21 protein-coding genes are annotated in these 25,537 nt (G+C 34.5%); 11 read left to right on the forward strand and 10 right to left on the reverse strand.

Annotated features, from left to right (window positions below; translation table 11 throughout):
• Positions 1–84 precede the first annotated feature (84 nt).
• From ruvC to ACZ1AQ_RS06540, 7 genes are all read left to right on the forward strand, one after another.
• Positions 85–639, forward strand: coding sequence for a crossover junction endodeoxyribonuclease RuvC (gene ruvC / locus ACZ1AQ_RS06510; protein WP_489632122.1), 555 nt, complete (start codon positions 85–87; stop codon positions 637–639).
• Positions 640–786: 147 nt separating this feature from the next.
• Positions 787–1,158 (forward strand): four helix bundle protein, encoded by a 372-nt coding sequence (locus ACZ1AQ_RS06515; protein WP_489632123.1) that lies wholly within the window; start codon positions 787–789, stop codon positions 1,156–1,158.
• A 145-nt stretch (positions 1,159–1,303) separates the two neighbouring features.
• Positions 1,304–2,473: a radical SAM family heme chaperone HemW gene (hemW, locus tag ACZ1AQ_RS06520; protein WP_489632124.1), complete on the forward strand. Its 1,170-nt coding sequence runs from the start codon at positions 1,304–1,306 to the stop codon at positions 2,471–2,473.
• Between the two features lie 238 nt (positions 2,474–2,711).
• Positions 2,712–3,089, forward strand: coding sequence for a GxxExxY protein (locus ACZ1AQ_RS06525; RefSeq protein WP_489632125.1), 378 nt, complete (start codon positions 2,712–2,714; stop codon positions 3,087–3,089).
• A 57-nt stretch (positions 3,090–3,146) separates the two neighbouring features.
• Positions 3,147–3,917, forward strand: a complete 771-nt coding sequence (locus tag ACZ1AQ_RS06530) for a cyclase family protein (protein ID WP_489632126.1) — start codon at positions 3,147–3,149, stop codon at positions 3,915–3,917.
• Positions 3,914–4,315: a GNAT family N-acetyltransferase gene (locus tag ACZ1AQ_RS06535; protein WP_489632127.1), complete on the forward strand. Its 402-nt coding sequence runs from the start codon at positions 3,914–3,916 to the stop codon at positions 4,313–4,315. Before ACZ1AQ_RS06530 ends, ACZ1AQ_RS06535 begins: the two co-directional genes overlap by 4 nt.
• On the forward strand, positions 4,312–4,686 hold the full coding sequence (locus tag ACZ1AQ_RS06540) for an MmcQ/YjbR family DNA-binding protein (protein WP_489632128.1): 375 nt from the start codon (positions 4,312–4,314) through the stop codon (positions 4,684–4,686). Before ACZ1AQ_RS06535 ends, ACZ1AQ_RS06540 begins: the two co-directional genes overlap by 4 nt.
• On the opposite strand, the gene ACZ1AQ_RS06545 is transcribed toward ACZ1AQ_RS06540, so the two are convergent.
• The 9 genes from ACZ1AQ_RS06545 to ACZ1AQ_RS06585 all read right to left on the reverse strand — a co-directional run bounded on the left by ACZ1AQ_RS06545 (position 4,683) and on the right by ACZ1AQ_RS06585 (position 17,952).
• Positions 4,683–5,261, reverse strand: coding sequence for an NUMOD4 domain-containing protein (locus ACZ1AQ_RS06545; RefSeq protein ID WP_489632129.1), 579 nt, complete (start codon positions 5,259–5,261; stop codon positions 4,683–4,685). The genes ACZ1AQ_RS06540 and ACZ1AQ_RS06545 overlap by 4 nt on opposite strands.
• Before the next feature lie 380 nt (positions 5,262–5,641).
• Positions 5,642–6,712: a glycosyltransferase family 4 protein gene (locus ACZ1AQ_RS06550; RefSeq protein WP_489632130.1), complete on the reverse strand. Its 1,071-nt coding sequence runs from the start codon at positions 6,710–6,712 to the stop codon at positions 5,642–5,644.
• A 336-nt stretch (positions 6,713–7,048) separates the two neighbouring features.
• On the reverse strand, positions 7,049–8,278 hold the full coding sequence (locus tag ACZ1AQ_RS06555; RefSeq protein ID WP_489632131.1) for a glycosyltransferase family 4 protein: 1,230 nt from the start codon (positions 8,276–8,278) through the stop codon (positions 7,049–7,051).
• Positions 8,279–8,415: 137 nt separating this feature from the next.
• Entirely contained in the window at positions 8,416–10,281 is a 1,866-nt protein-coding gene (locus ACZ1AQ_RS06560; RefSeq protein ID WP_489632132.1) for a hypothetical protein, read from the reverse strand.
• A gap of 505 nt (positions 10,282–10,786) precedes the next feature.
• Positions 10,787–11,056: a hypothetical protein gene (locus ACZ1AQ_RS06565; protein ID WP_489632133.1), complete on the reverse strand. Its 270-nt coding sequence runs from the start codon at positions 11,054–11,056 to the stop codon at positions 10,787–10,789.
• 18 nt (positions 11,057–11,074) lie between these two features.
• The gene (locus ACZ1AQ_RS06570) at positions 11,075–11,509 is read right to left on the reverse strand and encodes a response regulator (RefSeq protein ID WP_489632134.1); all 435 of its coding nucleotides are present in this window, start codon (positions 11,507–11,509) and stop codon (positions 11,075–11,077) included.
• 126 nt (positions 11,510–11,635) lie between these two features.
• Positions 11,636–15,454, reverse strand: coding sequence for a PAS domain-containing hybrid sensor histidine kinase/response regulator (locus ACZ1AQ_RS06575; protein ID WP_489632135.1), 3,819 nt, complete (start codon positions 15,452–15,454; stop codon positions 11,636–11,638).
• Between the two features lie 3 nt (positions 15,455–15,457).
• Positions 15,458–16,597: an FIST signal transduction protein gene (locus tag ACZ1AQ_RS06580; RefSeq protein WP_489632136.1), complete on the reverse strand. Its 1,140-nt coding sequence runs from the start codon at positions 16,595–16,597 to the stop codon at positions 15,458–15,460.
• A 5-nt stretch (positions 16,598–16,602) separates the two neighbouring features.
• A complete protein-coding gene (locus ACZ1AQ_RS06585) occupies positions 16,603–17,952 on the reverse strand; it encodes a sigma-54-dependent transcriptional regulator (RefSeq protein WP_489632137.1) in 1,350 nt (449 codons plus the stop codon).
• Between the two features lie 263 nt (positions 17,953–18,215).
• Between ACZ1AQ_RS06585 and ACZ1AQ_RS06590 the strand changes: the two genes are divergently transcribed.
• Complete coding sequence (locus ACZ1AQ_RS06590; RefSeq protein ID WP_489632138.1) at positions 18,216–18,890, forward strand: PH domain-containing protein; 675 nt, start codon at positions 18,216–18,218, stop codon at positions 18,888–18,890.
• Positions 18,891–19,031: 141 nt separating this feature from the next.
• Positions 19,032–20,234, forward strand: a complete 1,203-nt coding sequence (locus ACZ1AQ_RS06595) for an NAD(P)/FAD-dependent oxidoreductase (protein ID WP_489632139.1) — start codon at positions 19,032–19,034, stop codon at positions 20,232–20,234.
• Between the two features lie 63 nt (positions 20,235–20,297).
• Here ACZ1AQ_RS06595 and ACZ1AQ_RS06600 read toward each other — a convergent pair whose 3' ends face one another.
• The gene (locus ACZ1AQ_RS06600; protein ID WP_489632140.1) at positions 20,298–21,398 is read right to left on the reverse strand and encodes a DUF4407 domain-containing protein; all 1,101 of its coding nucleotides are present in this window, start codon (positions 21,396–21,398) and stop codon (positions 20,298–20,300) included.
• Positions 21,399–21,665: 267 nt separating this feature from the next.
• On the opposite strand from ACZ1AQ_RS06600, the gene ACZ1AQ_RS06605 reads away from it, so the two are divergent.
• Both ACZ1AQ_RS06605 and ACZ1AQ_RS06610 read left to right on the forward strand, forming a co-directional pair.
• Positions 21,666–24,482: a TonB-dependent receptor gene (locus ACZ1AQ_RS06605; RefSeq protein ID WP_489632141.1), complete on the forward strand. Its 2,817-nt coding sequence runs from the start codon at positions 21,666–21,668 to the stop codon at positions 24,480–24,482.
• A 70-nt stretch (positions 24,483–24,552) separates the two neighbouring features.
• A complete protein-coding gene (locus ACZ1AQ_RS06610) occupies positions 24,553–25,536 on the forward strand; it encodes a metallophosphoesterase (protein ID WP_489632142.1) in 984 nt (327 codons plus the stop codon).
• Position 25,537: the final 1 nt, after the last annotated feature.

Raw genomic sequence — 25,537 nt, forward strand, 5'->3', positions numbered from 1 at the left:
TGGCGTGGAATTATTGTGAGTAATATTATTTTGCAAAGAAACAACAATCTTTGTATTGGAAAGGGTAAACTTAAAACTAAAAAATTGTCAAACGAACGCATCATATTAGGCATCGATCCTGGAACTACCATTATGGGGTTTGGATTGATTCGGGTTATCAATAAGAAAATGGAATTTATTCAGCTCAATGAATTGATTTTATCCAAATACGACAACCATTACCAAAAATTGAAAGTCATTTTCGAGCGCACTATTGAGCTAATCGAAACGCATCATCCCGACGAAATCGCGATTGAAGCGCCTTTCTTTGGTAAAAACGTACAATCTATGTTGAAGTTAGGGCGCGCGCAAGGTGTGGCGATGGCTGCTGGACTTTCCAGAGATATTCCCATAACCGAATACGAACCCAAAAAAATAAAAATGGCCATCACCGGCAACGGAAACGCCAGCAAAGAACAAGTAGCCAAAATGCTGCAACAACTTTTGGGACTAAAAGAATTACCCAAAAACCTCGACTCTACTGATGGTTTGGCGGCTGCGGTTTGTCATTTCTTCAATTCTGGAAAAACAATCGGTGAAAAAAGCTATTCAGGTTGGGATGCTTTTGTGAAGAGTAATGAAGATAGGATAAAGAAGTAGTGTTCAGTGTTCAGTTTTTAGTGATCAGGTATTAATAACCTAAAAAAGGTGTTCAGTGTTCAGGTTTTAGTGTTCAGGTGGTGTAATGTAAAATAATAGTGATTCGTTTTTAAGTGTTCATTTAAGGTAATTAGTTAGATAAAACAGATGAAATTTCAAGATTTATTAAGTTATAAAAAAGGGTTTGAGGTTGCTATGGCCGTTTTTGAATTATCGAAAAGTTTTCCAAAAGAAGAAACCTATTCTTTAACAGATCAAATCAGAAGAAGTTCGAGAAGCGTAACAATTACAATTGCTGAAGCCTATAGAAAAAGAGAATATCCTAAGTATTTTCATAGCAAATTGACCGATGCTGATGCCGAAAATTCTGAGACACAAGGTTGGCTTGAATATGCATTAGCTTGCAAGTATATAACAATAGAGTCGTTTAATAGTTTAACTGAAAGTTCCAAAGAAGTTGGAAGATTGATAAATTATATGATACTAAATCCTGAAAAATTTGGAGTAAAAAAAGAGTAATCAGTGTTCAGTTTTTAGTATTCAGTTTATTCACGGAATATTATTTACCGGATACTAACCACTTTTTCTGACCACTGATTACTAAATACTGACCACTATTTTTTGACTACTGATTACTAAATACTGACCACTGAACACTTAATTTATGAGCGGCATCTACATCCACATTCCCTTTTGCAAACAAGCGTGTCACTATTGTGATTTTCATTTTTCGACTTCGATGAAGAAAAAAGAGGAGATGGTTTTGGCTATTGCTAAAGAATTGCAAATGCGTAAAAGTGAGCTTCTCGACTGCGCTCGAAGTGACAAAAATGATGCTGAATTCTCGGAAGTGGAAACTATTTATTTTGGAGGAGGAACGCCGAGCAGATTGCAGATTGCAGATTTGAAATTGCAGATAGATACAATTTATGAGAATTATAAAGTTGCTCAAAATCCAGAAATCACACTTGAAGCGAATCCTGATGATTTGTCGGAAGAGTATTTAATCGAACTTTCAAAAATAGGAATCAACCGATTAAGCATCGGAATTCAGTCGTTTTTTGAAGCCGATTTAGCGATGATGAATCGCGCGCACAATGCAGCAGAAGCTCAAAAATGTTTGGAACTCGCCACACAATATTTCGATAACATTTCAATCGATTTGATTTATGGAATTCCAGGGATGAGTAACGAACAATGGCAGCAAAATATCGAAACTGCATTGCGTTTTGGTGTGCCTCATATTTCGAGTTACGCCTTGACGGTAGAGCCAAAAACCGCTTTGAATACACTCATTCAAAAGGGTAAAATTGATGCGCCTAAAGACGAAGTAGCCGAAGCGCATTTCCAAATACTAGTCGAAACCCTCGAGAAAAATGGTTTTATTCATTATGAGTTGTCCAATTTTGGGAAAGAAAATTATTTCTCGAAGAACAATTCGGCGTATTGGTTAGGGAAAAAATACATCGGAATTGGTCCATCGGCGCACAGTTACGATGGGATTTCGAGAAGTTGGAATGTGGCGAATAATGCTTTGTATTTGAAAGCCATGCAACAAGACCAATTGCCCAAAGAAGTTGAGGTTTTATCGACGGCTGACCGTTATAACGAATACATTATGACCGGATTGCGGACCATTTGGGGCGTTGCATTAGACAGAATTGAAAGAGAATTTGGTCTGGACTATTTGGATTATTTAATCAAGCAATCTGATAAATTCATAAAGGATGAGTTGCTTTCTGTTGAAAACAACATTCTAAAACCTACCGCAAAAGGAAAATTCTTGACAGATGGAATTGCGTCAGACTTATTTTATATAAATTTGGAGGTTTAACCACAAGGTTCGCAAAGGATTACGCAAGGTTCGCAAGGATTTTTTGGTAAAATAACATTATAGAAGATGTATTTAAATTTGAATAAGCTTAACCACAAGGGAGGCAAAGGGTTACGCAAGGTTCGGAAGGATTAAGATTTTTTCTTGCATTTATTTTAAAAACAACAAAGACAAAGCTTAGCGACCTTTGCGAAACCCTTTGCGTTCTTTGCGGTTAAAAAATCACAATAACTAAATTATGACTGAAAACGAATTATCAAGAGTTGTTTTTGATTGTGCATTAAATGTCCATCAAGCTTTAGGGCCAGGACTTTTGGAAAGTGCTTATGAAGAATGTTTGTTCTATGAATTAAAAAAATCAGGATTAGCCGTTCAAAAACAGAAACCATTGCCTTTGATTTATGAAGAAGTTAAATTAGATGTTGGGTATCGCATAGATATAGTAGTTGAAGATAAATTAATACTAGAAATAAAATCAGTGGACGCCTTAAATGAAGTTCATTTTGCTCAATTACTAACTTATTTGAAATTAACGAATTGCAAATTAGGTTTACTTATAAATTTTAATGTTGTATTAATCAAAAACGGAATTAAAAGAGTGGCAAATAATCTTTAGATAAATAATTACTTTGCGAACTTTGCGTAAAACTTTGCGAACCTTGCGGTTAAAAATATGAAAGCAACCATCAACAACGAATATACAATCGACCTATCAAAACCTATTGATATTTCGATTCCTTTGACCAACACCGACGAAAATCCTATTGCTTGGTATATCGAAAAACCTGTCATTGAACCCGTGGTTTTTGGGGATTGGGTAGGGAAAGTATCCGAAGGAAGTTCCTCGACCAATTTTAATAACATCTTTTTCAATCCGCACGGGCACGGGACGCATACCGAATGTTTGGGGCATATCACACGTGAATTTTACAGTGTGAATCAATGTTTGCAACAGTTTTTCTTCCGAGCCGAATTGATTTCTGTGGTGCCAGAAATGCAAGGAGAAGATTTAGTCATTTCATTGAATAGCCTCTCGACTGCGCTCGAGGTGACATTACAATCGGGTATTCCTTTTGAAGCCTTAGTAATTAGAACTTTGCCCAATTTCAAACGAAAAAAACACCAAAACTATTCGAATACCAATCCGCCGTATCTAACGGAAGAAGCAGCGCATTTTATTCGTGAAAACGGTATCCAACACTTATTAATCGATTTGCCTAGTGTAGACAAAGAGAAAGATGAAGGGAAATTAGTAGCACACAAAGCGTTTTGGAATGTAAAAGATGTGAATAAACTTAATGCAGATGCGAGACTAAATTGCACCATAACCGAATTGATTTACGTACCCGATGAAGTGCTAGATGGTGCTTATGTATTGAATTTGCAAATCGCTTCTTTTGAGAACGATGCCAGTCCGAGTAAACCTATTTTATACCAAATATGATTCACGTTTCTACCGATAAAACAAAGTTGGATGTCCTTTTTATTCAAAACTTTTTGAAGGATATTTATTGGGCGGCGGGTCGAACGATCGAAGAGGTTCAAATATGTATTGATAGTTCGGTGTGTTTTGGGATTTATAAGGATGATACCCAAATTGGGTTTGCCAGAGTGATTACTGACTATGTAGTTTTTGCCTATGTTATGGATGTTTTTATCGCTGAGGAGTTTCGAGGTAATGGATATGCTTCTGTTTTGATTCAAGCAATGACAGAAGAGCCGCAATTACAACAAGTGAAAATCTGGCGATTGGCCACGACAGATGCACATTTTTTATATGAAAAATTTGGATTTACAACCTTAGCTCATCCCGAAAAGATGATGGAAAAAATAATACTATGAATTTAGAAACATTTTATGAGTACTGCTTGTCAAAAAAAGCAGTAACAGAGCATTTCCCGTTTGATGAGGACACATTAGTATTCAAGGTAGGAGGCAAAATGTTTGCTTTATCCTCATTAAAACAATGGGAAAAACAAGAACCCTCGGTGAATCTTAAGTGTGATCCCGAGCGCGCTTTAGAATTGCGTGCCAATTACGACTCCATCAACGAAGGGTATCATATGAGCAAAATACATTGGAACACCGTTGCGATTAATCAAGATGTTCCAGATGCTATGCTCAAAGCATTAATCGACCATTCGTATGACTTGGTTTTTAAAAGTCTTACGAAAAAGATACAGGCCGAGATTACTGCTTTACCTATTGATTAGACAACAATATGTCCCCAGTTTTCCCCAGATTTAATGCGGAAAATTTGCATTTCGCTGACACCAAATTGTTTGGCAATCATTTTAATCCTAGTTTTTCTGTTGGGATTTTGTAGCATTTTTTTAATGCGCATCACTTTGGTCACCGTTAATTTTCTACCATCAGATTTGATGTTGTGTTCCAGCAAATTTTTTCTTGCTTGAATCACGTGTGGACTTTTTCGGTTGTGTTCCAAAAATTCTTCACGCGTCGCCCATTTCAAGTTTCGAAGGGAGTCGTTATCACGCACATAATCTAAATGCAGTACGTGAACTTGATCTTCGTACTGTTTTGGGATAAAATGCTCCGCAATAAGTTTGTAAAAAAAGAGATGTCGGTTGACTGGTTTTTCACCAGAATTGATTTTGTAACGAAAGATACGGTAGCCATCTATCATGCTTCCTTTTAATTCGCGACCATCTTCAATTCGGTCTTTAAAACTAATCAGCCTTCCTCGGCTGGTAATTGCATAGCGCAATTGCAAGGATTCGTGTACGTCGAATTCTTTAATTTGTTCGTTTGGATATAATCGAATCATATGTGGCTTAGATTGATTTGAAACAAATATAGCTAAATATTTATCTGATTTTAAAAAATTAAAAAGTAGGAGCTGTTTTTTTTTATAATCAATTTGTATTCTTGTTTTTTATTGTTTAAAGAATGAATTAACAGCTTGCATCACAAACACATACGGGTAAAGGGTAATATGGTTGTTGTAGAATAATGAGAACTAAATCAAAATACAATCTCAAGAAACCTAAACAAATACTTATAAAGTGAACTTTTTTAAGGGTTAAATTACTTCGGAGCAACAAATGAAACCAATAAGATTTAATAGCTTCGGAAATGGATTTTACCAATTGTAAATGGGACAAAAGGGTGATTTTTGAGTATTAGGAATAGGTTTCTTTTTTATTTTTAATTAAGAAGAATTCTAGTTGATTCACTCTCAAAATACTCTTCGCAGAAAAAGCGACTGTATTCTTTTGCTGTTGCGCTCATTTTTTGATAGAGGGTTTTGTTTTGCAAAAGTTCATTTAATCGTTTGCTTAGTAATGGAATATTTTTGCTATCAATCAAATAGCCATTTTCACCTTCTTTTACTAATTCAACTACACCACCAACTGGAGGAACTATAGTTGGTAATCCATAAGCCATAGCTTCAAGGATAGTAAGGCCAAAAGTCTCAACAGATGAACGGGCATCAGATAAATTCAGTACAATGCTAGCTTCTCTATAGAAAGCATGTGTGTCTTCTGGAGTTGGGTAGATAGTTAAATTTTCTGGAAGAAATTCTAATCTAAAATAATTATCGATTTCTTTTTGGGTAGCATCTAAGACCAATTTGAACGTATAATTTCTATTTAAATGTGCTAGATGCAAAAATTCGCTAACTCCTTTATTTGCTTTTAAAGAACAAATCATAAGAATGATTTTGTTTTCTTTTTGAGTGGTTTTAATACCCTTACATTGATTTAGAAAATCTTTTTCGAGCACGTTGTAAATTACATTGCTTTTAATTTTTAGTGGTTCTTGTTTGGCTAAGAAATTAGAAACGTAAACCACTTCATTTGCTGTCCATTTTACTATCCCAAAAAGGAAAAGTTTGAAGATTTTTGGAGTCATGCTGGTATCGTGTATGTGGTACATGATTTTGCATCCTCTAATTTTTCCAGCAATTGCAGCTCCAAAAGGTAATACAGTATTGATATAGAGTATATCTGATTTTTTTAAATGAAAAAGAAGCTTAAAAAACAGAATGCTTTGACTAGCAAAAATAGATATCAATCTAAAAATAGGGTTTTTAACGGATGAATACCAATACTGATGTGTAGTAGATTGAGGGGTATTTGATAAAAAACCTTTTTTACCTCTGCCCATATAAAGCTCGGTATTGATTTTGTTTTTGGTCCAACCTTTTACTAATTGTTTCAAAACCTTTGAACTTTCGCTAAAATCGTTAACTAGATGTACGGCTATAATTTTCATAATGTTATTTTGCTATTAATGTTATCTAAATAGTTTTTTTCTTAGTTATTCGTGTTGGCTTGTTATGCCTTCTTTCTTTTTTATCTATGCCAAGAATTATGCTAGAGATGTAAAAGTCTAGTAAACACGGGGAGTCTCATCTTTTTTGAGCCAGAAAAAATTCCAAAATTTGGACTGTAGAATCATAAATGGAAAAAAATAGTTTCCTTTTTTTAACAAGAAGCTATAACCTATCGAAGGAAGATGGGGCGCTTTTATGACATTATGGTGAACAATAGCGTAAATAATTGAAAGTCGTTTTTAACCGTTTACAGTATCTTATGTTTTAGTACCTCGCTAGGCAATTTGATTGTAGATATTTTTTAAATGAGTTCCTCTACTTTCCCAACTGAAATTGTTTTCGTAATGCTTTCGCGCTCGATGGCTCATTATTTTTGTAAGATGTGGGATTTTGTACAGTTTTAAAAGCGCTTGTTTTAATTCTATTACTGTATCTGCATAACTTTGTTCAGGAACAATGATGCCAAACGAATCGTCAATGTAATGCCCAAGACTGTCATTATCTAAGCAGATAATAGGTAAACCAAACGAAAGTGCTTCGGCAATGGCCATACCAAAATCTTCATGAGACGGGAACAGAAATACGGTTGACTCTTGGTATTGTTCTATCAACGATTGACGATCCAACCGTTCAATCATTTCCACGAAATCCTGGGCTTGGTTTTCTTGAATGATTTTTTGGTATAATTCTTTTTCAGGTCCTGTTCCTACAAGCGTGAGTTTGCATAATTTCTGTTCTGATTGTGGTAAAGATTTTATAAACCCTATAAAAGAATGTAAGGTTAAGTCAAAACCATTTGCGGGAACAAATTGACCAACACTTAAAACCCGAAACAAGTTGTTTTTCTTTGGTTTTTCGATATAAAAATCTTCTGAAGCTACTGATGGATATATCGAAAAATTGTTTTCTTTTAATCCCAAATGAACCGGAGCACTAGGGTTCATACACCAGAAATGGGATGTCTTTTTTATTGCTTTTTTCATAGAAGGAGAATGTTTTAAAAATGATTTTTTTGTGAACCAAGAAAGTTCCGTTAGTAGTTGTTGTTTTTGAGAATAAAGTTTAAGGTATTGTTTTGGAATACGCGGAGAATGTCCGATGGGACCCAAAACCATCGGTTTATTCAATTTCCATAAAAAACTTGGTATCCAATCGATATGAAAATTCACATTGTGTACAACATCATAAGAGAGGGTTTGTTTTTTTACAAAAGACACTACGCCACGCTGCCACATGTAGTAATAGAACCAAGAACCCAATTTGCAATTTTCACAGAATCGCATCCAATTGGGTAAATCAAAATATAAGAAAGTAATATGATCAAAGGATGGATGCGTATGCTCACTAAGATACTTTTCTATAGAGGCTTGATTGTATATTCTTGTTATCGCAATTACTTTTTGATCGCGTGCTATTTCAAGGATAAAATTCCACCCCATACCATCTTTTGAACCTTTATAGGGATTTACGGTATAACAAGTGGCTAAAATTGTTTTGTTAGACATGATTTCTATTTTTTAATTTTTTTTGACTGGTTCACCGTTACTTTTTAAAAAATAGAGGTATGTCTACACTACATGAGTCACGACTAGTGTGGCCAATGGTGTTTTATTTATACCAATATTTTTTACTTGAGGACTAATTACAGGTTGTTTAATAAATAATTTTTTGAAAGGTAATTCCAGTTTTTACCAACAGTATAATAGTGTTTTACTATTGAAGTATTTTCAAGGTTTAATTCAATAGGTTTAGGGGCATAGCTACTAGTATTGATGAAGCTTTTTATGGAGTCTAGAATATAGAATGCCATATTAATACAATATAAAAGCGATTGATTTTTTGGGTTATTTTTGATAAACTGTAATAGTTTAGATTGATCGCGATAATTAGTTTTGATGCAATAGATGATTTGTAAATCCAAAACATTTTGAGACTTTTCTAGAAGAGGCAAATAATGTAAATAACGACTTGGTACTTTGGCACGATTGAGCAAATAAGATAATGTTGTAAATCTAGCTGCATCGATTGCTCGTGCTTGTTTGATTCCGAAGGGAGATAAGGGGTTATTTTTATATACCTCATGTGTATTCATAATCTCTAGATTTCGAATTTTTAGTTGCCAAAACAAATCTATGGTCAAGATACTACCATCTATAAGGGTCGCTTGTAGGGCATACATAAACGTTTTTTTTTCGACAGAAACATCGCTAACCAAATGATGATTGGTAAGGAGTTGAAGTATTTTTTTGGCTTCTTTTTTTTCGATGACAAGATCAATATCAGAGGTTTCACTAAGCTTTTCGGGAGCAAAATCTGGGAATTTTAAAGCACCATATTCGCTGTTTTGAATGCTGTCAAAAACTTCCATAATCACTAATTCTCTGGGTGCTTTTTCTTCTTCAAAGAACAAATCCAAAGCTTCATTCCATATGTTCAATAGACAATCTATTGATGTATTCCATGCAGATTGTTCAGCAAATACTTTTAAAGAATGCATACAATTGGTCAATAAATACCATTTGAGTTGATGTTTAAAAGTATCTAGGTCGTGGTCGAAAAGACAATTTCCTTTGCTATCTACACATTGTTCCTTAAGATCTTTATAAATGGTAGTCCATTTCTTTCTGTCCATTATTACTCCTTGTTGAATAACAAAATGAAAATAATCAAAGGCATAAGGTCGGTCAGTTCTGGCCAATTCCCAATCATACAAAGCGATAGTCTCACCTTGTACATATTGATTCCAAGGAGTAAAATCTCCTTGAGAGAACCCCAAAGTTACCCGTTGTTGTTTGGTAATCGAATTCAAAAGAAATTCTATTTTACGAACTAAGTTTTGAGGAATTCTAGTGTCTTGAATATCCAAAAAATCAGATTCTAATTGTCGATACCAAGTCCAATTTTCTACAGCAAGGGTTTGTTTTTTGATCAAAGCCATTTCGCGCAACACTTTTAAATGTGTATCAGTAATTTCGGTAACTCTTTTGCCATTATCAGAAACGTCAGAAAGTTGAATGATGTTTTCGTTGACCAATCGAACCAAAGGAGTCGTAAATCCTCTTGTTGAAAGTTGTAAGTTTTTTAAAATTCTGTATTCGTTTGCTATGCTTTCTATAGCATTTTCGTTACCAGCAATTTTGTAAAAAGTTTTATTGGCGTATAAAACAGCTTTATGGTCTGAACCTACTGTACCTGTAAATAAGGCCCAATTGCTTTTGCAATCAAAAAGTGGATTTTCGGTTACATTATAAAACCACTTTTTTTGTTTGAAGAAAAAGCGTTGTAATTGTAAAGCAAAAATAATTTGAATCAATTTGGCATAAAGCCAAGAATTTGTATTCCCCACATTGTAAAATTTTAAGAACAGTGGTTCGGTATTTTCAGCGTTCCAAATCCATTTTGGCGAACCATCAGGGTTAGCGATATAGGATAATAATATGCTTTGTTCATTTCCAGTTGATTTTTTTGGAGAGAAATCGTAGCCAGTTAATTTTAATATAGTTTTCATCTTTATAGTGTTTTGTAGTACAGCTATTTGGAAAACTATGCCAAAACAAGAATTCCTTGATTTTACTGGGGTTTTTGAGTGTTGTTGGGGTTGATTTTTTTCCATAATTTGGAAAAAAGTCTCTTTTTGGAAATTATTTTATTACAGCTCGATGTATCGAAACATGTCATTAGCAAAGAATTTTTTAGATTATTAATAGAAAGTGCAGACGTTAAATTATTCACATAGCATTTCAAGATGAGAAATAGTACTATTTATGTTTTGCTATTGGTGAGTATAACAATGCTTAATGGACGATACGATATATACGTTCGGTAAAAAAGGAACAAACAGCTAAATAAAAATGCTCATTAGAATACTATATCTAATGAGCAGAAGTTTAGTTTTTTAAGTCAAAACAGGACTAATCGACTTGTACTAGTAATTTTATTTTGTCTATAGTAAAAGGATTTTCAGTGTTTTTGTAAACAGCCTGAGATTGTTTTTTAGGAAGTAGTTGTAGTCCTTACTTTTTATATAGACCTTTTATACTTACCGCTGTTCCGTCTATTTCTACTGTGAAATTTTCGCATAGTTTAATTGAAATCTCGTTGTTGTCATACATTTTTTGGTCTAAAAGAAATTCTTGCTTAGTTTTTGCTATCCATGAAAAAGAGTTTTTGTCTTTGAATTCAGTTGCAGTTATTTTGTTTTGGTTTTTGCATTCCAAAGCATTGTCTGTTTTGTAACTGCTTAAAAACAGCAGTAATAGTGCTAGTTGTATTAGTGTTTTCATGTGGTAAATAAAATGTGGTTAAAAAAAGCTCATAAGTCGCTTGAAAATTTTTGGATTTGAATAGTTGGTTTCAGTTTTTACTTTGCTAATTTTTTGAATGATATGTGTCATTTTATCACATACAAAAGAGTTTTTGGTTACATAATCAAAAGCACCATGTTTTAAAGCATCTACCGCGATTTTGATATTTTCTTGTCCAGAAACCATTACGACATAAATGTTAGAATTGTATCGTTTTATTTTTTTCAATACTTCAAATCCAGTCAAATCATCCATGTTATAGTCTAAAAAAATGATGTCTGGATTTTGGTCGAGGTTGTCTAGACACTCTTTACCATTACTAAAGTAAGTAACATCGGTATAGTTGAGATTTGATAAATACTGTTCATAAATATTGGCACAAAAGATATCATCGTCTACAATAAAAAATTTGAATTGGGTTGGATTTTCCATAATAAAATAATTTTATAACGGCTATGCCAAATTCAAGCCAAAAAGCACCAACCCATATAAATAAAGGGGTTGATGCTTTTTAATGTATTCTTTTGTTCCAAAAAATGGAAAACAATTCCAAAGGTGCTACGTCTTTAATTCGTTTTCTTGAAGTTGAGTAATGGCTAGTGTTAATACCTGTTTTATATTTTCAAGTAAAGCGGTTATTTCTTCAAGATTTGAAGTTGTTTTTATTGTTTTTTCTAGTGTTGCAATATCTGTCAAAGCACTGCTTATCCCTAAACTTTCAACGCTTGGTTTTACTTTATGTATCAAACGGTTGATTTTTGTATGGTTGTTTTCTTGCAATGCACTATCTAAGTCAATCAAAATTTGAGAGGTTTGCTCCACAAATATGGTAATCATTTTTTGAACAAATTCATCATTTCCTCTGCTTAAACTTCTTAACATCGACAGGTTATAAATGATTGGAACGCGGTCTGTTGCTTTATATGCGGAACTGTCTTTAGGACGATTTACAGTGAGTTTGGCTATGGTTTCTATCAAAACAAATTCATCAAATGGTTTGGTTACATAGTCATCCATACCTGCATTTTTACAGTTTTCAATTTCTGATTTGAAAGCATTTGCGGTCAATGCGATAATAGGTGTATTGAGTTTATATTCGTTTCGAATGATTTTGGTCGCTTCAATTCCGTCCATTTCTGGCATTTGTATATCCATTAGGATAATATCAAAACTTTGACGTTTCAATAGTTCAAGGGCTTCAATACCATTTTCGGCTTCGGTTACAGCACAATTAAAATAATGCATAGAATTTTGAATTACCATACGATTCATTTTGTTGTCTTCTACTAGTAAAATAGAAAGTCCAGCGATATTTACATTGACTTCTTTGTGTTGTTCTTTTACCTTGTCGGGATTGCCTTTTTCTAAAGCGAGTGTAATAAGAAAAGTGGTGCCTATGCCTTTTTCACTTTCTATTTTTATGTCGCCATGCATTAAGGAAATTAATTCTTTGGTTATGGCCATTCCTAAACCAGTTCCTCCAAATTTTCTTGTAACAGCCTTGTCTTCTTGGGAAAACTTTTTAAAAATGGTTTCGATGTAGTTTTGGTCCATTCCAATTCCAGTATCTGTAACCTTGATTTGAATACTTTGAAAATTGGCTTGGTCTGCTATGACTTCGCATTTCAAATCAATTCTACCTTTGTGTGTAAATTTTATGGAGTTGCCAATTAAGTTAAATAGAATTTGTTCAATTCTTAACGAGTCGGCTTTCAATACGGGATGGACTTTTGTATCAATACTTGCTGAAAGTCTTAATCCTTTTTGTTTGGCCAATGGATGTAAAACTTTGATAACTTTATCGATTGATTCTTCGAAAAAGAAATCTTCATTTTCGAGTTCCATTTCGCCAGCTTCTATCTTTGAGATATCCAAAATGTTGTTGAGTATAGCTAGTAAATGGCGGGAAGCAATCGTACTGTTGTCTATATATTTTTTTTGTAAATCGGTGAGTTCTTGTTTACCTAGTTCCCTCAAGAATCCTATTATGGCATTGAGCGGTGTTCGGATTTCATGACTCATATTGGCTAAGAACACTTCTTTGGCTTTAGAAGCTTCTTCAGCTTTTTGTTTTTGTTGGCTTAGTTCTATTTCAAGTTGTTTTTGCTCGGTGATATCGAGATGAATTCCCACAGAACCTACTAGATTTCCTTCGTCATCATAATTAGGTGCACCACTGATAGCCCACCATTTGAGATCGCCTTCTTTGTCTTTTATAGGGATTTGATACACATCTGAAATGCCTTGGGTACGCAATTCCTTTTTGTGTTGTATGGTGTCGTAGTTGTCTCCAAAGACAAAAATTTCCGACGGATTTTTTCCTAGCAAATCTTCAATCTCATAGCCAGACATCAAAGCAAAACTCTGATTGGCAAATTGTATAATTTCGTCATTGTCCACCTCAATGAGACCCAAGTTCATATTAGAAATAATGTTGCGGTATTTTTCTTCTTGGTATTTGAGTTTGTTTTCTGCTTTTTTTCTTTCGGATATATCTTGAATGAAAGAGCAAAAAAAGGATTCACCGTTTAGTTTCAAAGGAATTATGGCTATCTCTACTGGGAATTCTTCTCCTTGTCGGTTAATGGCGGGGAGCTCAATATTTTTATTTAAAACGGGACCCTCTCCTGTTGCCAAATAATGTTTCATGCCTTCGTTATGCCCTTTATGGTGTTGTTTAGGAATAATAGTTTCGGTGAGGGTTTTGCCCATTACTTCTTCTTTTTTCCATCCAAAAATAACCTCGGCTTGGTTGTTCCAAAATGTAATTCTTCCTTTATGGTCAATATTGATAATGGCATTCAAAGAGGCATTCATAATGCTTCTGTTTCGTTCTTCACTTTGTTCCAAAAGCATTTGGTTGTGAATACGTTCTGTAACATCGGTGTATTTCCAGAGATGTCCTTTATATTCTTGTTCTATGATAATAGGAATGTAATCTCTTTCGTAAAAAAGATTGTCTTTCGTTTCAATCAATTCACGAATCACAATTTTTTTTGCTGTAATAATTTCATTTACTCGATTGACAAATTGTTCTTCATTTTTAAAAAGAAGTTTGGTTGTACTGATTAACTCTCTGCAGTCTTTTCCAATCATTTCATTGGGTGAAAGGGTAATGTGGCGCATGTCGCAAAACATTTGATTGGTGAATACAATTTTGCGATCCATATCTTCAACCATAATGCCTGATTGGAGGTTGGCCAAGAGTGTTTTTAGCAAAACTAAATTTTCTGAAAGTTGGTGCTCTGCTTCTTTTCTTTTGGATATGTCCTGAAGGAAGGCACAGAAAAAGGTTTCTCCATTTTGAGTAATTGGTATAATTGAAATTTCAGCTAAGAATTCGTTGCCAGATTTTTTAACCCCTATAAGTTCAACATTTCTATTTAGAAATTCATTGAAACCTTGAGTTAAGTATTGGTAAATAGAATGTTCCCAAAGTGCCTTGTTTCGTTCAGGAATTAAGAATTCAGTAAATATTTTCCCCATAACTTCTTGGGGAGTATAACCAAATGTAATTTGTGCTTGTTCATTCCAAAAAGTGATTCTGCCTTTGTCATCTACAGTTATGATGGCATTTAGTGAAGAGTTCATTACAATTCGGCTACGCTCTTCACTTTGTTCTAGCAGATTTTGACTTTGGATGCGTTGGGTTACATCCGTGTATTTCCAGAGATGTCCTTTGTACTCATCGGCTATATAAATTGGAATATAATCTCTTTCATAATAGTGTCCATCTACGGTTTCTAAAAGTTCATTGGTAACTACCTCTTTGTTCCTTAAAATACTAGTAATACCTGCACTAAATGCTTCTGGATCTTTAAATAAATGTTTTGATTGCTCTGCCGAATTGGTACAGTCGATACCAACCATTTGGTCAGGAGTGACAGGAATTGAAAACATTTTGCAAAACAATTGATTAGTAAAAAGTATTTTTCGGTTTTCATCCTCTACCAAAATACCTGATCGGAGGTTGGCCAAAAGCGTTTTTAGAAGTTCAACGTTTCGGTATAGATTTTTCTCGGTATTCTTTCTTTTCTCGATTTGTTGGTTTAAGTATTTTGAGATGAATAAAATATCATCTACAGCGTCATCGTCTTTAATGTTTTTATAATCGTCTTCGAGAGCTTCCAAACTATCATATAAGTTCGAGATAGATTGTTGCTTGAGTTCGTATTCTTTTTTGAGATTATGATGAATCTCATGGTACTCTTTTTCGCTTTCTCTAAAAGAGTGATTCATTAAATCCCTGTCTCTTTCATAAGCCGCATAGGAGTCGTTTACGGCATTCAAAAAAGCCACCATAGATGGATTATTTACCCAATCAGACGGCAGATGTTTGTTGATTTGCTTTTGTAAAAGTTTATGAAGAGTAGCCATAAATCAGAGTTCATTTAAACAAGTGATGGTCATGGTTTGATTGTGCAATTCACAATCCGAAAATGGGTGAAGTGGCGATATCTCGCCATAGGAATAAAAGCCAGTTAACAAAGTAGTATTGTTAAAGATATCAGAAACGGCCTCTACCTCTTCGTCTATTCGATTATTGAGGATTACTTTTCTTCCCACACAACTTATTAATAAAGCCACTTTTGGGGATGTAGTATTCATTTTTAAACAATGATTCGCTGCATCGCTTGCCGCATCGATAAGCCTGTCAAAATTGGCTTTCATAAAACGAACCTTGCTACCTATGGGCAAATCTCCAGCAAAAGTCATCGATTGTTTTTGTTCGTCTATAGATAAAATGGTGCGTACAATAACATCTTCGCTTTCATTTACTTTTATAGAAAGAGGAAATAATAAGGCAGAACCAGGTAAATCATTTGCATATTTTCCTAAGTAGGTTTTGTATAAATCCAATACGTTTTTATGGTCAATTTCATAAAGGATGTTTTTGTCAGACTTGGTCACGGTGCGTTCTAAGCCAAAACTTTCCCAGCCGCCAATTGAACCATGAGATACTTGAAGTTTTTCGCCATAAAATCCGATGGCTATTATTTTGCCAGAAGTAGGAACCTGGTTTAATCCTACGTAAGTTTTTTCAAATTTAGTACCGTCTCCAGCCAATCCTCCTGTGACCAAAATTTTGTTATCAGTAGCTTCATTAATTCCTTTTACAAGTTCACTGCCGTTGACTTTACCGCCATCCGAGAGTACAAAGATGAGTTTAAGTTGAGCTTTGGGCAGTTGGGTTACTAGAGCTTTGCCTGCTTCGAAACTAGTAGAAAAATCCTCTATACTTACCTCTGCCGTAGCAATTTTTGTGTCTTCAAATTGCATGGCAACTAGTGAAATGGTATGGTCAAAAACTTCTTTATCAAATATCTCTCCTGCAGATGAGGCTATTGCTAGTACAGCATTTGGAAATTTTTTTCGAATGGCATTGTAATGAAATGCATCCGAAACTAAAACTCCGGCACCAAAACCAATAACTAAATTGGCATCTTTTATGGATAGCTGTTCCTCATTGATTTCTTTGGTGAAATCTTGATGTTGGTATAAAAAAGAAGCTACTTTCATATTGATTATTTTTTTAGTTCTACCGTTTGTAACAAATTGTAAATCGTAGATTTTCCGATGTCTAATTTTTTGGCGGTTTTTAGGACATCGTTATTGTTTTTTTTCAAAAAATGAAGAATAATTTCTTCGGTGTATTGTTTTAATGTTTTTTCTTGAGAGAGGAACAAGTCGCTCGAGTTAATGCTATTAAAACTCAAATCATCACCCGAAATCTCATTGCCGTCACACATTACACAGGCTAAATCGATTACCGATTTTAACTCTCGAATATTGCCGGGGAAAGCATATTTCAAAAGCTTGTCTTTCGCATCGTTAGTTAAAGATATCGGAGGCATTTTGTTTTCTTTTACAAACAAATCAATGAAATGTTTGGCTAGGAGCAAGGTGTCATTTTCTCGTTCTCTTAAGGGAGGAAGTTCTATCGGCAATCCTATGATTCTGTAGTATAGGTCTTCTCTGAAGTTTCCTTTTTTAACTTCTTGTGCCAAGTCTTTGTGAGTGGCAATGATGAGTCGTGCATTGAATTTTATTTTGGTTGTACCACCAAGACGAACGACTTCTCTTTCTTGTAAAACACGCAATAATTTGCTTTGAAGATTCAAATCCAATTCAGCTATTTCATCCAAGAAAATGGTGCCCCCATCAGCTTGTTCAAACTTTCCTATCTTTCTTTCATTAGCACCAGTAAAGGCACCTTTTTCATGGCCAAAAAATTCACTTTCTACTAACTCTCTGGGGATTGCAGCCATGTTTACAGCAATGAAAGGCTTGTTTTTTCGATCGGAATTATAGTGTATAGCGTTGGCTACGACCTCTTTACCAGTTCCAGTTTCGCCTGTAATAGAAACATTGATGTTATTGTTTAGGGCTTTATTTATCTTAACGAACACATTTTTGATGGCACTACTCTGACCTATAATGGTTTTCTCGAAACTAAACTTTTGTTCTAACTTTTCTTTTAGAATTTCGACTTCTTGAACAAGACTTTGGTTTTCTTTTATTTTTAGAATAGAATTCCAAAGCAAATCTTTGGTATGATTACTTTTCACAATATAATCTGTTGCTCCAGATTTTAAAAAGTCAACAGCTACCTCAATATCTTCTTGTCCACTAATAATTATTATTGGAATGCTGTTGTTGATTTCTTTGATTCGTTTTAATAATATGTCACCCGTTATATCTGGTAAACCAAAATCCAGACAAATAATAGCTGGCTTTAAATGCAAATTATTTAGGCATTCTTTGCCTGTCCCATATAAAAAAACATTGAAATCAGGATTTAACTTTAGATGATATTTTAAAGTTTCTCCAAAGAAAGGGTCGTCTTCTACGATGAAAATTTTTAATTCTTCCATGTCTTTTGAGGCTAATTACTATCTAAGTTAGTAAAAATTAATACATTATGATATTTTTTTGTAAGATTATTTTTTGCGCATCAACCATTGTTTTAAAAAAATCTTTCGACTACTTTTAATAAATATTATATTTTGATGAAGTAATGGTTTGTAAAAACGAGTTATTCAATTTAGGCATTACTTTTGTTAAGATATTTTTGTGAGACCAGACGTAAGGTTTTGATAAACAAAAAAATAATTATTTTAGAAACATAAGTAGTATAATGAAAGAACAAATCAAAAAGTTTTTGAACGAAGAGCAAGACCCAAAGGCAATCGAGAAAGTAACGGCTAAATTGAATGATATCTTAATGAAAAACGAAGAGGTAGGCTATATTGCCGTACAAAAAAAACCAGCTTTGACTGTTTTGCCTGATAGTATCGTTTTGACCAATAAAAGAATTATCATTTGCCAACCAAAAAACTTAGGACTTTCAATGCATTTTATTGATTATACTTGGGATGAGGTAGATGGCGCTTTTGTAAAAGAAAATATTTTAGGTTCAGAGTTTACTTTCTCTACCAAAACAGAATTGCAAGTAACGATTGATTACATTCCAAAAATTCAAGCTCGCAAAATTTACACTTATGCAAAAGAACAATTAGATAGTTTGAAAAATGGAGCAACCACACCAATCGCCGATGCAGTAATTACTCCCGAAGCTGAAATTATTGAAGAAGTAGAAACTGAGGAAGTAACAAATTTTGCTGAGATTATGCCAGCAACAACCACTCACGAGGCTAGTTTTGTAACCGAATCTGAGCCTGTTTCTAGTGCCGGTTTGAACCAAGAAGAATTGTTTGCCAAATTACAAAACTATAAAAAGCTATTAGACAATGGTTTGATTCTGCAAGGCGAGTACGATGCCTTCAAGAAAGAAATCTTAAGTCAGATGTAATCTTATCGAATTAAAATGAGGCACCCTGTTTTGTTTATTCAAAGCAGGGTTTTTTTATGACTTTTTTGTTGTGTAACATAAGTTACTGTTCGCTAACGTCATGAAGACTAATTTTGTAGGGTAATATTAAATCAATTCATTATGACTACAACGGTAATTATAGGTGGAAGTTTTGCTGGAATGACTGCTGCACTTGAAATAAAACGAAAAGGGAAAGACCAACACAAAGTAATTTTAATAGATAAATCACCCTTGTTTTTATTCATCCCTTCTTTAATTTGGGTTCCTTTTGGGAGAAGAGATATCAAGGATATTTCTTTTAAGAAAGAAGGAATATTGTCCAAAAAGGGAATCGATTTTGTAAACGAAGAAGCCACAAAAATTGATGCCACAGCGCAAGTTGTATATACAGACAAAGGAGAATATCATTACGATAATCTTGTTATAGCCACTGGGCCAAAAGTAAAATATGACATAGCTCCTGGAGTTGAAGAGTTTTCGCATTATGTGGGTACACCCAATGGAGCGATGAAAATTAGAACAGCGCTACAAGAATTCAAAAAGAATCCTGGACCAATTGTTATTGGTGCTACTCAAAATGCGGGTTGTATGGGAGCGGCGTATGAGTTTTTATTCAATATCGAAAAATGGTTGAGAGAAGAAAACATTCGTGAAAAAGTTGATTTGTACTGGATTACACCAGAAGATTATTTGGGACATTTTGGGATAGATGGTATGCCAATGGGCGAATCTATGCTAAAAGGATTTATGAAAATGTTCAATATTCATTATAGAACAGAGGTAGGAGTAAAAGAAGTTCAAAAAAACAAAGTAATCTTAACGAACGATGAAGAACTGCCTAGTGATTTTACTATGTTGATGCCGCCTTTTATTGGAGTAGATTTGGTGACCAATTCTCCTGATTTGCATGCTACACCAGCGGGTTATATTCCTGTAGGAGACGATTATCGTCATCGTGATTACAAGAACATTTGGGCAGCAGGAATCGCAGTCGATGTGAAATTACCTTTTACACCCAAATCCGTTCCTTTTGGGTCTCCTAAAACAGGTTATCCGTCTGATGAAACGGGAAAAATTGTAGCTGAAAATATTGTTCGCGTTGCCAAAGGTCAAACCCAATTGGTTAAAAAAGAATGGGGTAGAATTCCTGGTTTGTGTATTATGGATGCAGGAAAAAAAGAAGTGATTATTTTTTCAACTTCTTTGTTTAAACCACGAACTTTTGCCATTATGATTCCGAACATTATTTTCGATTTTAATAAAGTGATTTTAGAGAAATATTTTCTTTGGAAAAGCAAAAATGGTTGTGCCTTTTTACCCTAAATCGTTGTTAGTTTTATAAAAAAAAACGTCCGAAAGGACGTTTTTTTATGTGTGTATCTAAGATTATAAAGTGCTTTTTTGCTTTTCCACAAAAGTATTCGATTGTAATTCCAATAAATCTGTTGCATTTTTTCGTTGTAACTCATACAATCTTTTGTCTTCGGCAATATCCGCATATACTTTGTCGTGCATACCGGCGCTGGTTTGTACCAAAAGAGTACGTTGGTATTTGTCTTGTTCTATTGTAGCTTTTAGCGCAGTTTCGAGGTCTTCTAGTTTATAATCATATTCCCCTTTGGGAGATAATAATTTGGCAATAATTGGCGAAGTTTCTATGGCCAAAAACAGGAGCATAATAAAAAAAGAAGGCAACCAAGGCAAACTATTCAAAGCATTGATTCTCGCCATTAGTCCGTCAAAACCATCAATAATAGGTTGGGTTTGCGTTACCTTTTTGTCCAAATCGGCTTCCAGTTTTTTGTTTTCTTTTTCTAAAGCTGCAATTTTAGCTAAATTGTTTTTTTGTAAGGTGTCCAATTCTTTTTTAGACAAATCGTGTTTGGCAATTTTTTCTTTAAAGACAGGACCTTTGCCTAGTTTTTTGGTGCCAGCCGTTCCTTCGGCTTCAGCAATGTAGGTTTCATAAAGGGTATTGACTTCTTTCTCTTTAGTAGAAATCTCTAGTTTTAACTTATCTACTTCGGCTTTGTTTTTATCCAAATCGGTTTTGAAATAATCAGCGACTTCTTTTTTGTTCTTCAAAGCCATTGCATTTTTCTCTTTCAAAAGCACCGTGTTGATTTCTTTTTCGAAGATTTTAATTTCTAAGGGTTTTGAAATCACAATCGCAATGATGATTGCCAATAAAATACGGGGAGTAGCTTGCAAAAATTCGGCACTTAGCTTGTCTCTTTTTCTAATGGTCGATACAATAAATCGGTCCAAGTTAAAAATAAGTAAACTCCAAACTAGCCCAAAAGCGATTGCTGGATATACACTATCGAAAACAGTAAATAAGGCATAGGCACTCGCCAAAAAAGCCATCACAGCTGTAAAAAACACGGTGGCTCCAATACCCACAAATTTGGTTTTTTCACCTTGGGAGCAACCTTCTAGCAGGTTTTTGTCAGCTCCTGAACATAAAATAAAAAAGGATTGTAACATGATTGATTGATTTTTTGATTGATGAGTACAAATTTAACGCCAAAAATGATTCAAACGATAAATTACTGATTGTATTTTAGTTGCAAATGCTTTTTTTGGGTATTTCCTTCAAATGTTACGGCTATGTTGTAACTAAGTTATAGCTGTGTTAGGATTGTGTTACGAAAGTAAGCTAGTTTGGTTGAACCGTAACAAATTGTTAAAACCTGCGTAAAATTGTGTTAAATAATTCAGCTTAGTTTTGCGTTTTAACCATTAAATACTTGTATGAAAACAAAATTACTGTTGCTCTTTTTCTTTACTTTTCTATTTTCTCATGCCCAAAAAGGGGTGATTTCTGGAAAAGTTGTTGATGTCGATGATAAGTTGCCTTTGCCAGGAGCTTTGGTACAAATAGTTGGTATGAATAAATATGCGGTTACTGATTACACTGGGCGTTATGAATTTTTAAATGTATCTCCAGGAAATTATAGTCTTCAAATTAAATATATGGGGTACACTTCTATCACCAATGAAGTACAAGTTAGCGAAGGAAAGAATGCTGTAATTGATTTTAGTCTAAAAGCTGCTGGAACAGAATTGAATGAAGTGGTGGTTGGTGATATCTTAAAAGGACAAGCGAAGGCATTGAACCAACAAAAAAACAATAAAAACATTGGTAACATCATTTCCTCAGACCAAGTAGGTCGTTTTCCAGATGCTAATATAGGTGATGCCTTAAAAAGAGTTTCGGGTGTGACGATGCAATACGATCAAGGTGAAGCTAGAAACATTATCATTAGAGGTTTGGCGCCATCTTTGAATTCAGTGAGTTTGAATGGTGACAGGATTCCTTCTGCCGAAGGAGACAATCGTAATGTACAAATGGATTTGATTCCATCGGATATGATTTCTACTATCGAGGTAAACAAAACCCTTACTTCTGATATGGATGCTGATGCGATTGGTGGTTCTGTGAATTTAATTACGAGAGCAACGCCAAATAAAGAGCGTATTTCTGCAACATTGGCGGGCGGGTATTTGCCAATTCGTGAAAAAGGTAGTTACACTGCTGGTTTGGTATATGGTAATCGTTTTTTTGATGCTAAACTTGGAGCAGTTTTAAGTGCTTCTTACAATAATGTAGATTATGGATCGGATAACATCGAAAACGAATGGGTAAAAGATGAATTCGGTAATGAATTTCTTCAAGCTGCAGAAATTAGAAAATATGATGTGCAAAGAATTAGGAGAAGTTCTTCTTTGGCTTTAGATTATAAATTTGACGATAATAATTCCATTTTTGCGAACGCAATCTACAATTGGAGAGATGATAAAGAAAACCGATTCAGAACTACCTATGACGATATCGAAGCGGTTTATGATGCAGTGGATACCCAAAAAATTATTGGTTATGAAGGAAGAGTAAGACGCCAAACTAAAGGTGGAGTTGACAATAGTAGAAATGAAAACCGAAGATTAGAAGATCAACGAGTACAAAACTATTCGTTGAGGGGAGAGCATTTGATTCATTCCACTCTAGATTTAGATTGGTCTGCTAACTATTCTAAAGCAAGAGAATACCGTCCAGGTGAGCGATATATTGAGTATCGTCAAAAAGGAGTGGATATGACTCAAGATTTTTCTGAAAGTAAATTTCCATTATTGACTACTTCAGGTGAGTCTATCGCTAAATTCAAATTTGATTCGGTTACCGAAAATACAGACGATACTAGCGAAAGTGAGTTTGGAGCAAAAGTTAATATTCGCGTACCGTTTACCGTAGTTCCTTCTCAAAAAGGAAGACTTAGAGCGGGTTTAAGAGTAAGAATTAAAGAAAAATCGAGAGATAATAATTTTTTCGCGTACGAACCAGTGAATAGCGGTATGGAACTTTTGACCGATGTAAGTACGGTTACATTTGATGGAAAAGGATTCAATCCGGGTGCCAAATACATCCCTGGAACATTTGCTTCGGCAGCTTACTTAGGAAAATTAGATTTGAACAATGCTTCTTTGTTTGATAAAGAAGAAGATCCTGCCGAGTTTTTGACGGTAAATTACAATGCCAAAGAGAAAATTTATGCAACTTACTTAAGATGGGACCAGGATTTTAATGATAAACTTTCTATGGTTCTAGGATTTCGTGTAGAAAATACTAAAATCGATTATACAGGAAATCGAGTATTGGACGAAGAAACTTTAGAAGGTCAAATCAATAATACCAATTCGTATACAAATCTTTTGCCTAGTTTAACCTTACAATACAAAGCCAACAAAGATTTAGTTATTAGAGCGGCTGCGACTACAGCTTTGGCAAGACCTGATTATTATGCCTTAGCGCCTTATGTAAATAATATTGCTGCTGATAGAGAAATCGCTGCTGGAAATCCAAACCTGGATGTAACATTTTCTAATAATTATGATTTGATGGTAGAAAATTACTTCAAATCTGTTGGGATTATTTCAGGAGGAGTTTTTTATAAAAAGTTAGATGATTTCATTTATAATTTTAGTGATAATCAATATACCACCGAGAAGTTTGCAAAAGATTTTCCAGGTCAGGCAAATCCAATTCCAACAGGTGAAAATTGGTCATTTATTCAGCCAAAAAATGGAGACAAAGTAAACGTTTTTGGTTTTGAAGTGGCTTTTCAGCGTCAGCTAGACTTTTTACCAGGTGATTTCTTGAAAGGATTTGGTATCTACTTGAATTATACTTACACCAATTCAGAAGCTAAAGGAATTGCTGACGAAGATGGAAATGAACGTAAAAATATAAGCTTACCAGGAACTGCACCTCATATGTTTAACGGTTCTTTGTCTTGGGAAAACAAACGTTTTTCGGCTAGAATTTCTACTAATTTCACCTCAGATTATTTAGACGAATTGGGTTCTGAGGCATACAATGATAGTTATTATGACAAACAGTTTTTCTTAGATGCTAATGCCTCATTTAAGATAACTTCAAAATTGCGAATTTTTGCAGAAGCGAATAATTTGACCAACCAACCATTGCGTTATTATCAAGGTGCGGTTGCGAATACCAAACAAGTCGAGTACTATCAAGCTCGATATAATTTCGGCTTGAAGTTTGACTTGTAGTTTGTTGTCAGTAGGTGTTTTGTTAAACAAACAGGAAGTCTTTCCTGTTTGTTTTTTTTAATTTAGAGGAATGAAGAAAATACTATTTTGTTTGTTTGTAGCACAATTGCTTTGTGCGCAAACGCCAGCCCAAAGAGAATTGTCGGGTTATACCGGAGGTTATTTGTCTCAATTGCAACCATCCGCTAAGAGCTTGAATTTTTTATTGATGGGAGATTTTGGCCGCTACGGGCAGTTTTACCAAAAGGAAGTAGCTTCCCAAATGGGAAAAGCGGCTGCTACTCTCGATTCTAAATTTGTGATTACAGTAGGAGATAATTTTTATCCCAATGGTGTTCGAAGCACACAGGATTTTTCGTGGATGGCTTCTTTTGAATCGGTTTACACGGATTACAGTTTGCAAAACGATTGGTATGTTACTTTAGGGAATCATGATTACAGAGGCAGTTTAAAAGCCCAAATTGACTATTCCAATGTAAGTAGACGTTGGCATCTGCCTTCAACCTATTACAAGAAGATGATTGAATTAGAAGATGGTAATAAACTCTTACTTTTGGTTATGGATACTTCGCCATTTATAGACAGCTATTATAAAAAAGGTACGGATATGTACGATAATCTTATAGCGCAAGATACCACAGCACAAAAAAAATGGCTAATTAGGGAGTTGGAAACGAAAGATGATGTGGTTAAATGGAAAATAGTCGTGGGACATCATCCCTTATATAGTGGAGGCAAAAGAAAAGACAGTCCAGAGACTAAGAGTTTTGAAAGTAAATTTGCTACTATTTTTGATACTTATAAAGTAGATGCTTATTTCTGTGGACACGAACACGATTTGCAAATTATTAAACCCAAAAATCGTTACACTACTCAGTTTTTGTCGGGTGCTGCCTGCGAAGTAAGACCTTCTGGAACTCGTGAAGGGACTTTGTTTTGGGCTGAAAAAGCTGGATTTATGACTTTTTCTGTAACCAAAGACCAATTAGTGGCGCAAGTGGTCGATGCCGAGGGCAATGTGATTTTTAAAACGAATATTGATAAAAAAAAGTAAA

The sequence above is a fragment of the Flavobacterium sp. UM26 genome, assembly GCF_057922445.1.

Bases quoted from the DNA above. Each gene is read 5' to 3' on its own strand.
- ACZ1AQ_RS06515 (WP_489632123.1), top strand. From the start codon at position 787: ATGAAATTTCAAGATTTATTAAGTTATAAAAAAGGGTTTGAGGTTGCT.
- hemW (WP_489632124.1), top strand. From the start codon at position 1,304: ATGAGCGGCATCTACATCCACATTCCCTTTTGCAAACAAGCGTGTCAC.
- ACZ1AQ_RS06525 (WP_489632125.1), top strand. From the start codon at position 2,712: ATGACTGAAAACGAATTATCAAGAGTTGTTTTTGATTGTGCATTAAAT.
- ACZ1AQ_RS06530 (WP_489632126.1), top strand. From the start codon at position 3,147: ATGAAAGCAACCATCAACAACGAATATACAATCGACCTATCAAAACCT.
- ACZ1AQ_RS06535 (WP_489632127.1), top strand. From the start codon at position 3,914: ATGATTCACGTTTCTACCGATAAAACAAAGTTGGATGTCCTTTTTATT.
- ACZ1AQ_RS06540 (WP_489632128.1), top strand. From the start codon at position 4,312: ATGAATTTAGAAACATTTTATGAGTACTGCTTGTCAAAAAAAGCAGTA.
- ACZ1AQ_RS06545 (WP_489632129.1), bottom strand. From the start codon at position 5,261: ATGATTCGATTATATCCAAACGAACAAATTAAAGAATTCGACGTACAC.
- ACZ1AQ_RS06550 (WP_489632130.1), bottom strand. From the start codon at position 6,712: ATGAAAATTATAGCCGTACATCTAGTTAACGATTTTAGCGAAAGTTCA.
- ACZ1AQ_RS06555 (WP_489632131.1), bottom strand. From the start codon at position 8,278: ATGTCTAACAAAACAATTTTAGCCACTTGTTATACCGTAAATCCCTAT.
- ACZ1AQ_RS06560 (WP_489632132.1), bottom strand. From the start codon at position 10,281: ATGAAAACTATATTAAAATTAACTGGCTACGATTTCTCTCCAAAAAAA.
- ACZ1AQ_RS06565 (WP_489632133.1), bottom strand. From the start codon at position 11,056: ATGAAAACACTAATACAACTAGCACTATTACTGCTGTTTTTAAGCAGT.
- ACZ1AQ_RS06570 (WP_489632134.1), bottom strand. From the start codon at position 11,509: ATGGAAAATCCAACCCAATTCAAATTTTTTATTGTAGACGATGATATC.
- ACZ1AQ_RS06575 (WP_489632135.1), bottom strand. From the start codon at position 15,454: ATGGCTACTCTTCATAAACTTTTACAAAAGCAAATCAACAAACATCTG.
- ACZ1AQ_RS06580 (WP_489632136.1), bottom strand. From the start codon at position 16,597: ATGAAAGTAGCTTCTTTTTTATACCAACATCAAGATTTCACCAAAGAA.
- ACZ1AQ_RS06585 (WP_489632137.1), bottom strand. From the start codon at position 17,952: ATGGAAGAATTAAAAATTTTCATCGTAGAAGACGACCCTTTCTTTGGA.
- ACZ1AQ_RS06590 (WP_489632138.1), top strand. From the start codon at position 18,216: ATGAAAGAACAAATCAAAAAGTTTTTGAACGAAGAGCAAGACCCAAAG.
- ACZ1AQ_RS06595 (WP_489632139.1), top strand. From the start codon at position 19,032: ATGACTACAACGGTAATTATAGGTGGAAGTTTTGCTGGAATGACTGCT.
- ACZ1AQ_RS06600 (WP_489632140.1), bottom strand. From the start codon at position 21,398: ATGTTACAATCCTTTTTTATTTTATGTTCAGGAGCTGACAAAAACCTG.
- ACZ1AQ_RS06605 (WP_489632141.1), top strand. From the start codon at position 21,666: ATGAAAACAAAATTACTGTTGCTCTTTTTCTTTACTTTTCTATTTTCT.
- ACZ1AQ_RS06610 (WP_489632142.1), top strand. From the start codon at position 24,553: ATGAAGAAAATACTATTTTGTTTGTTTGTAGCACAATTGCTTTGTGCG.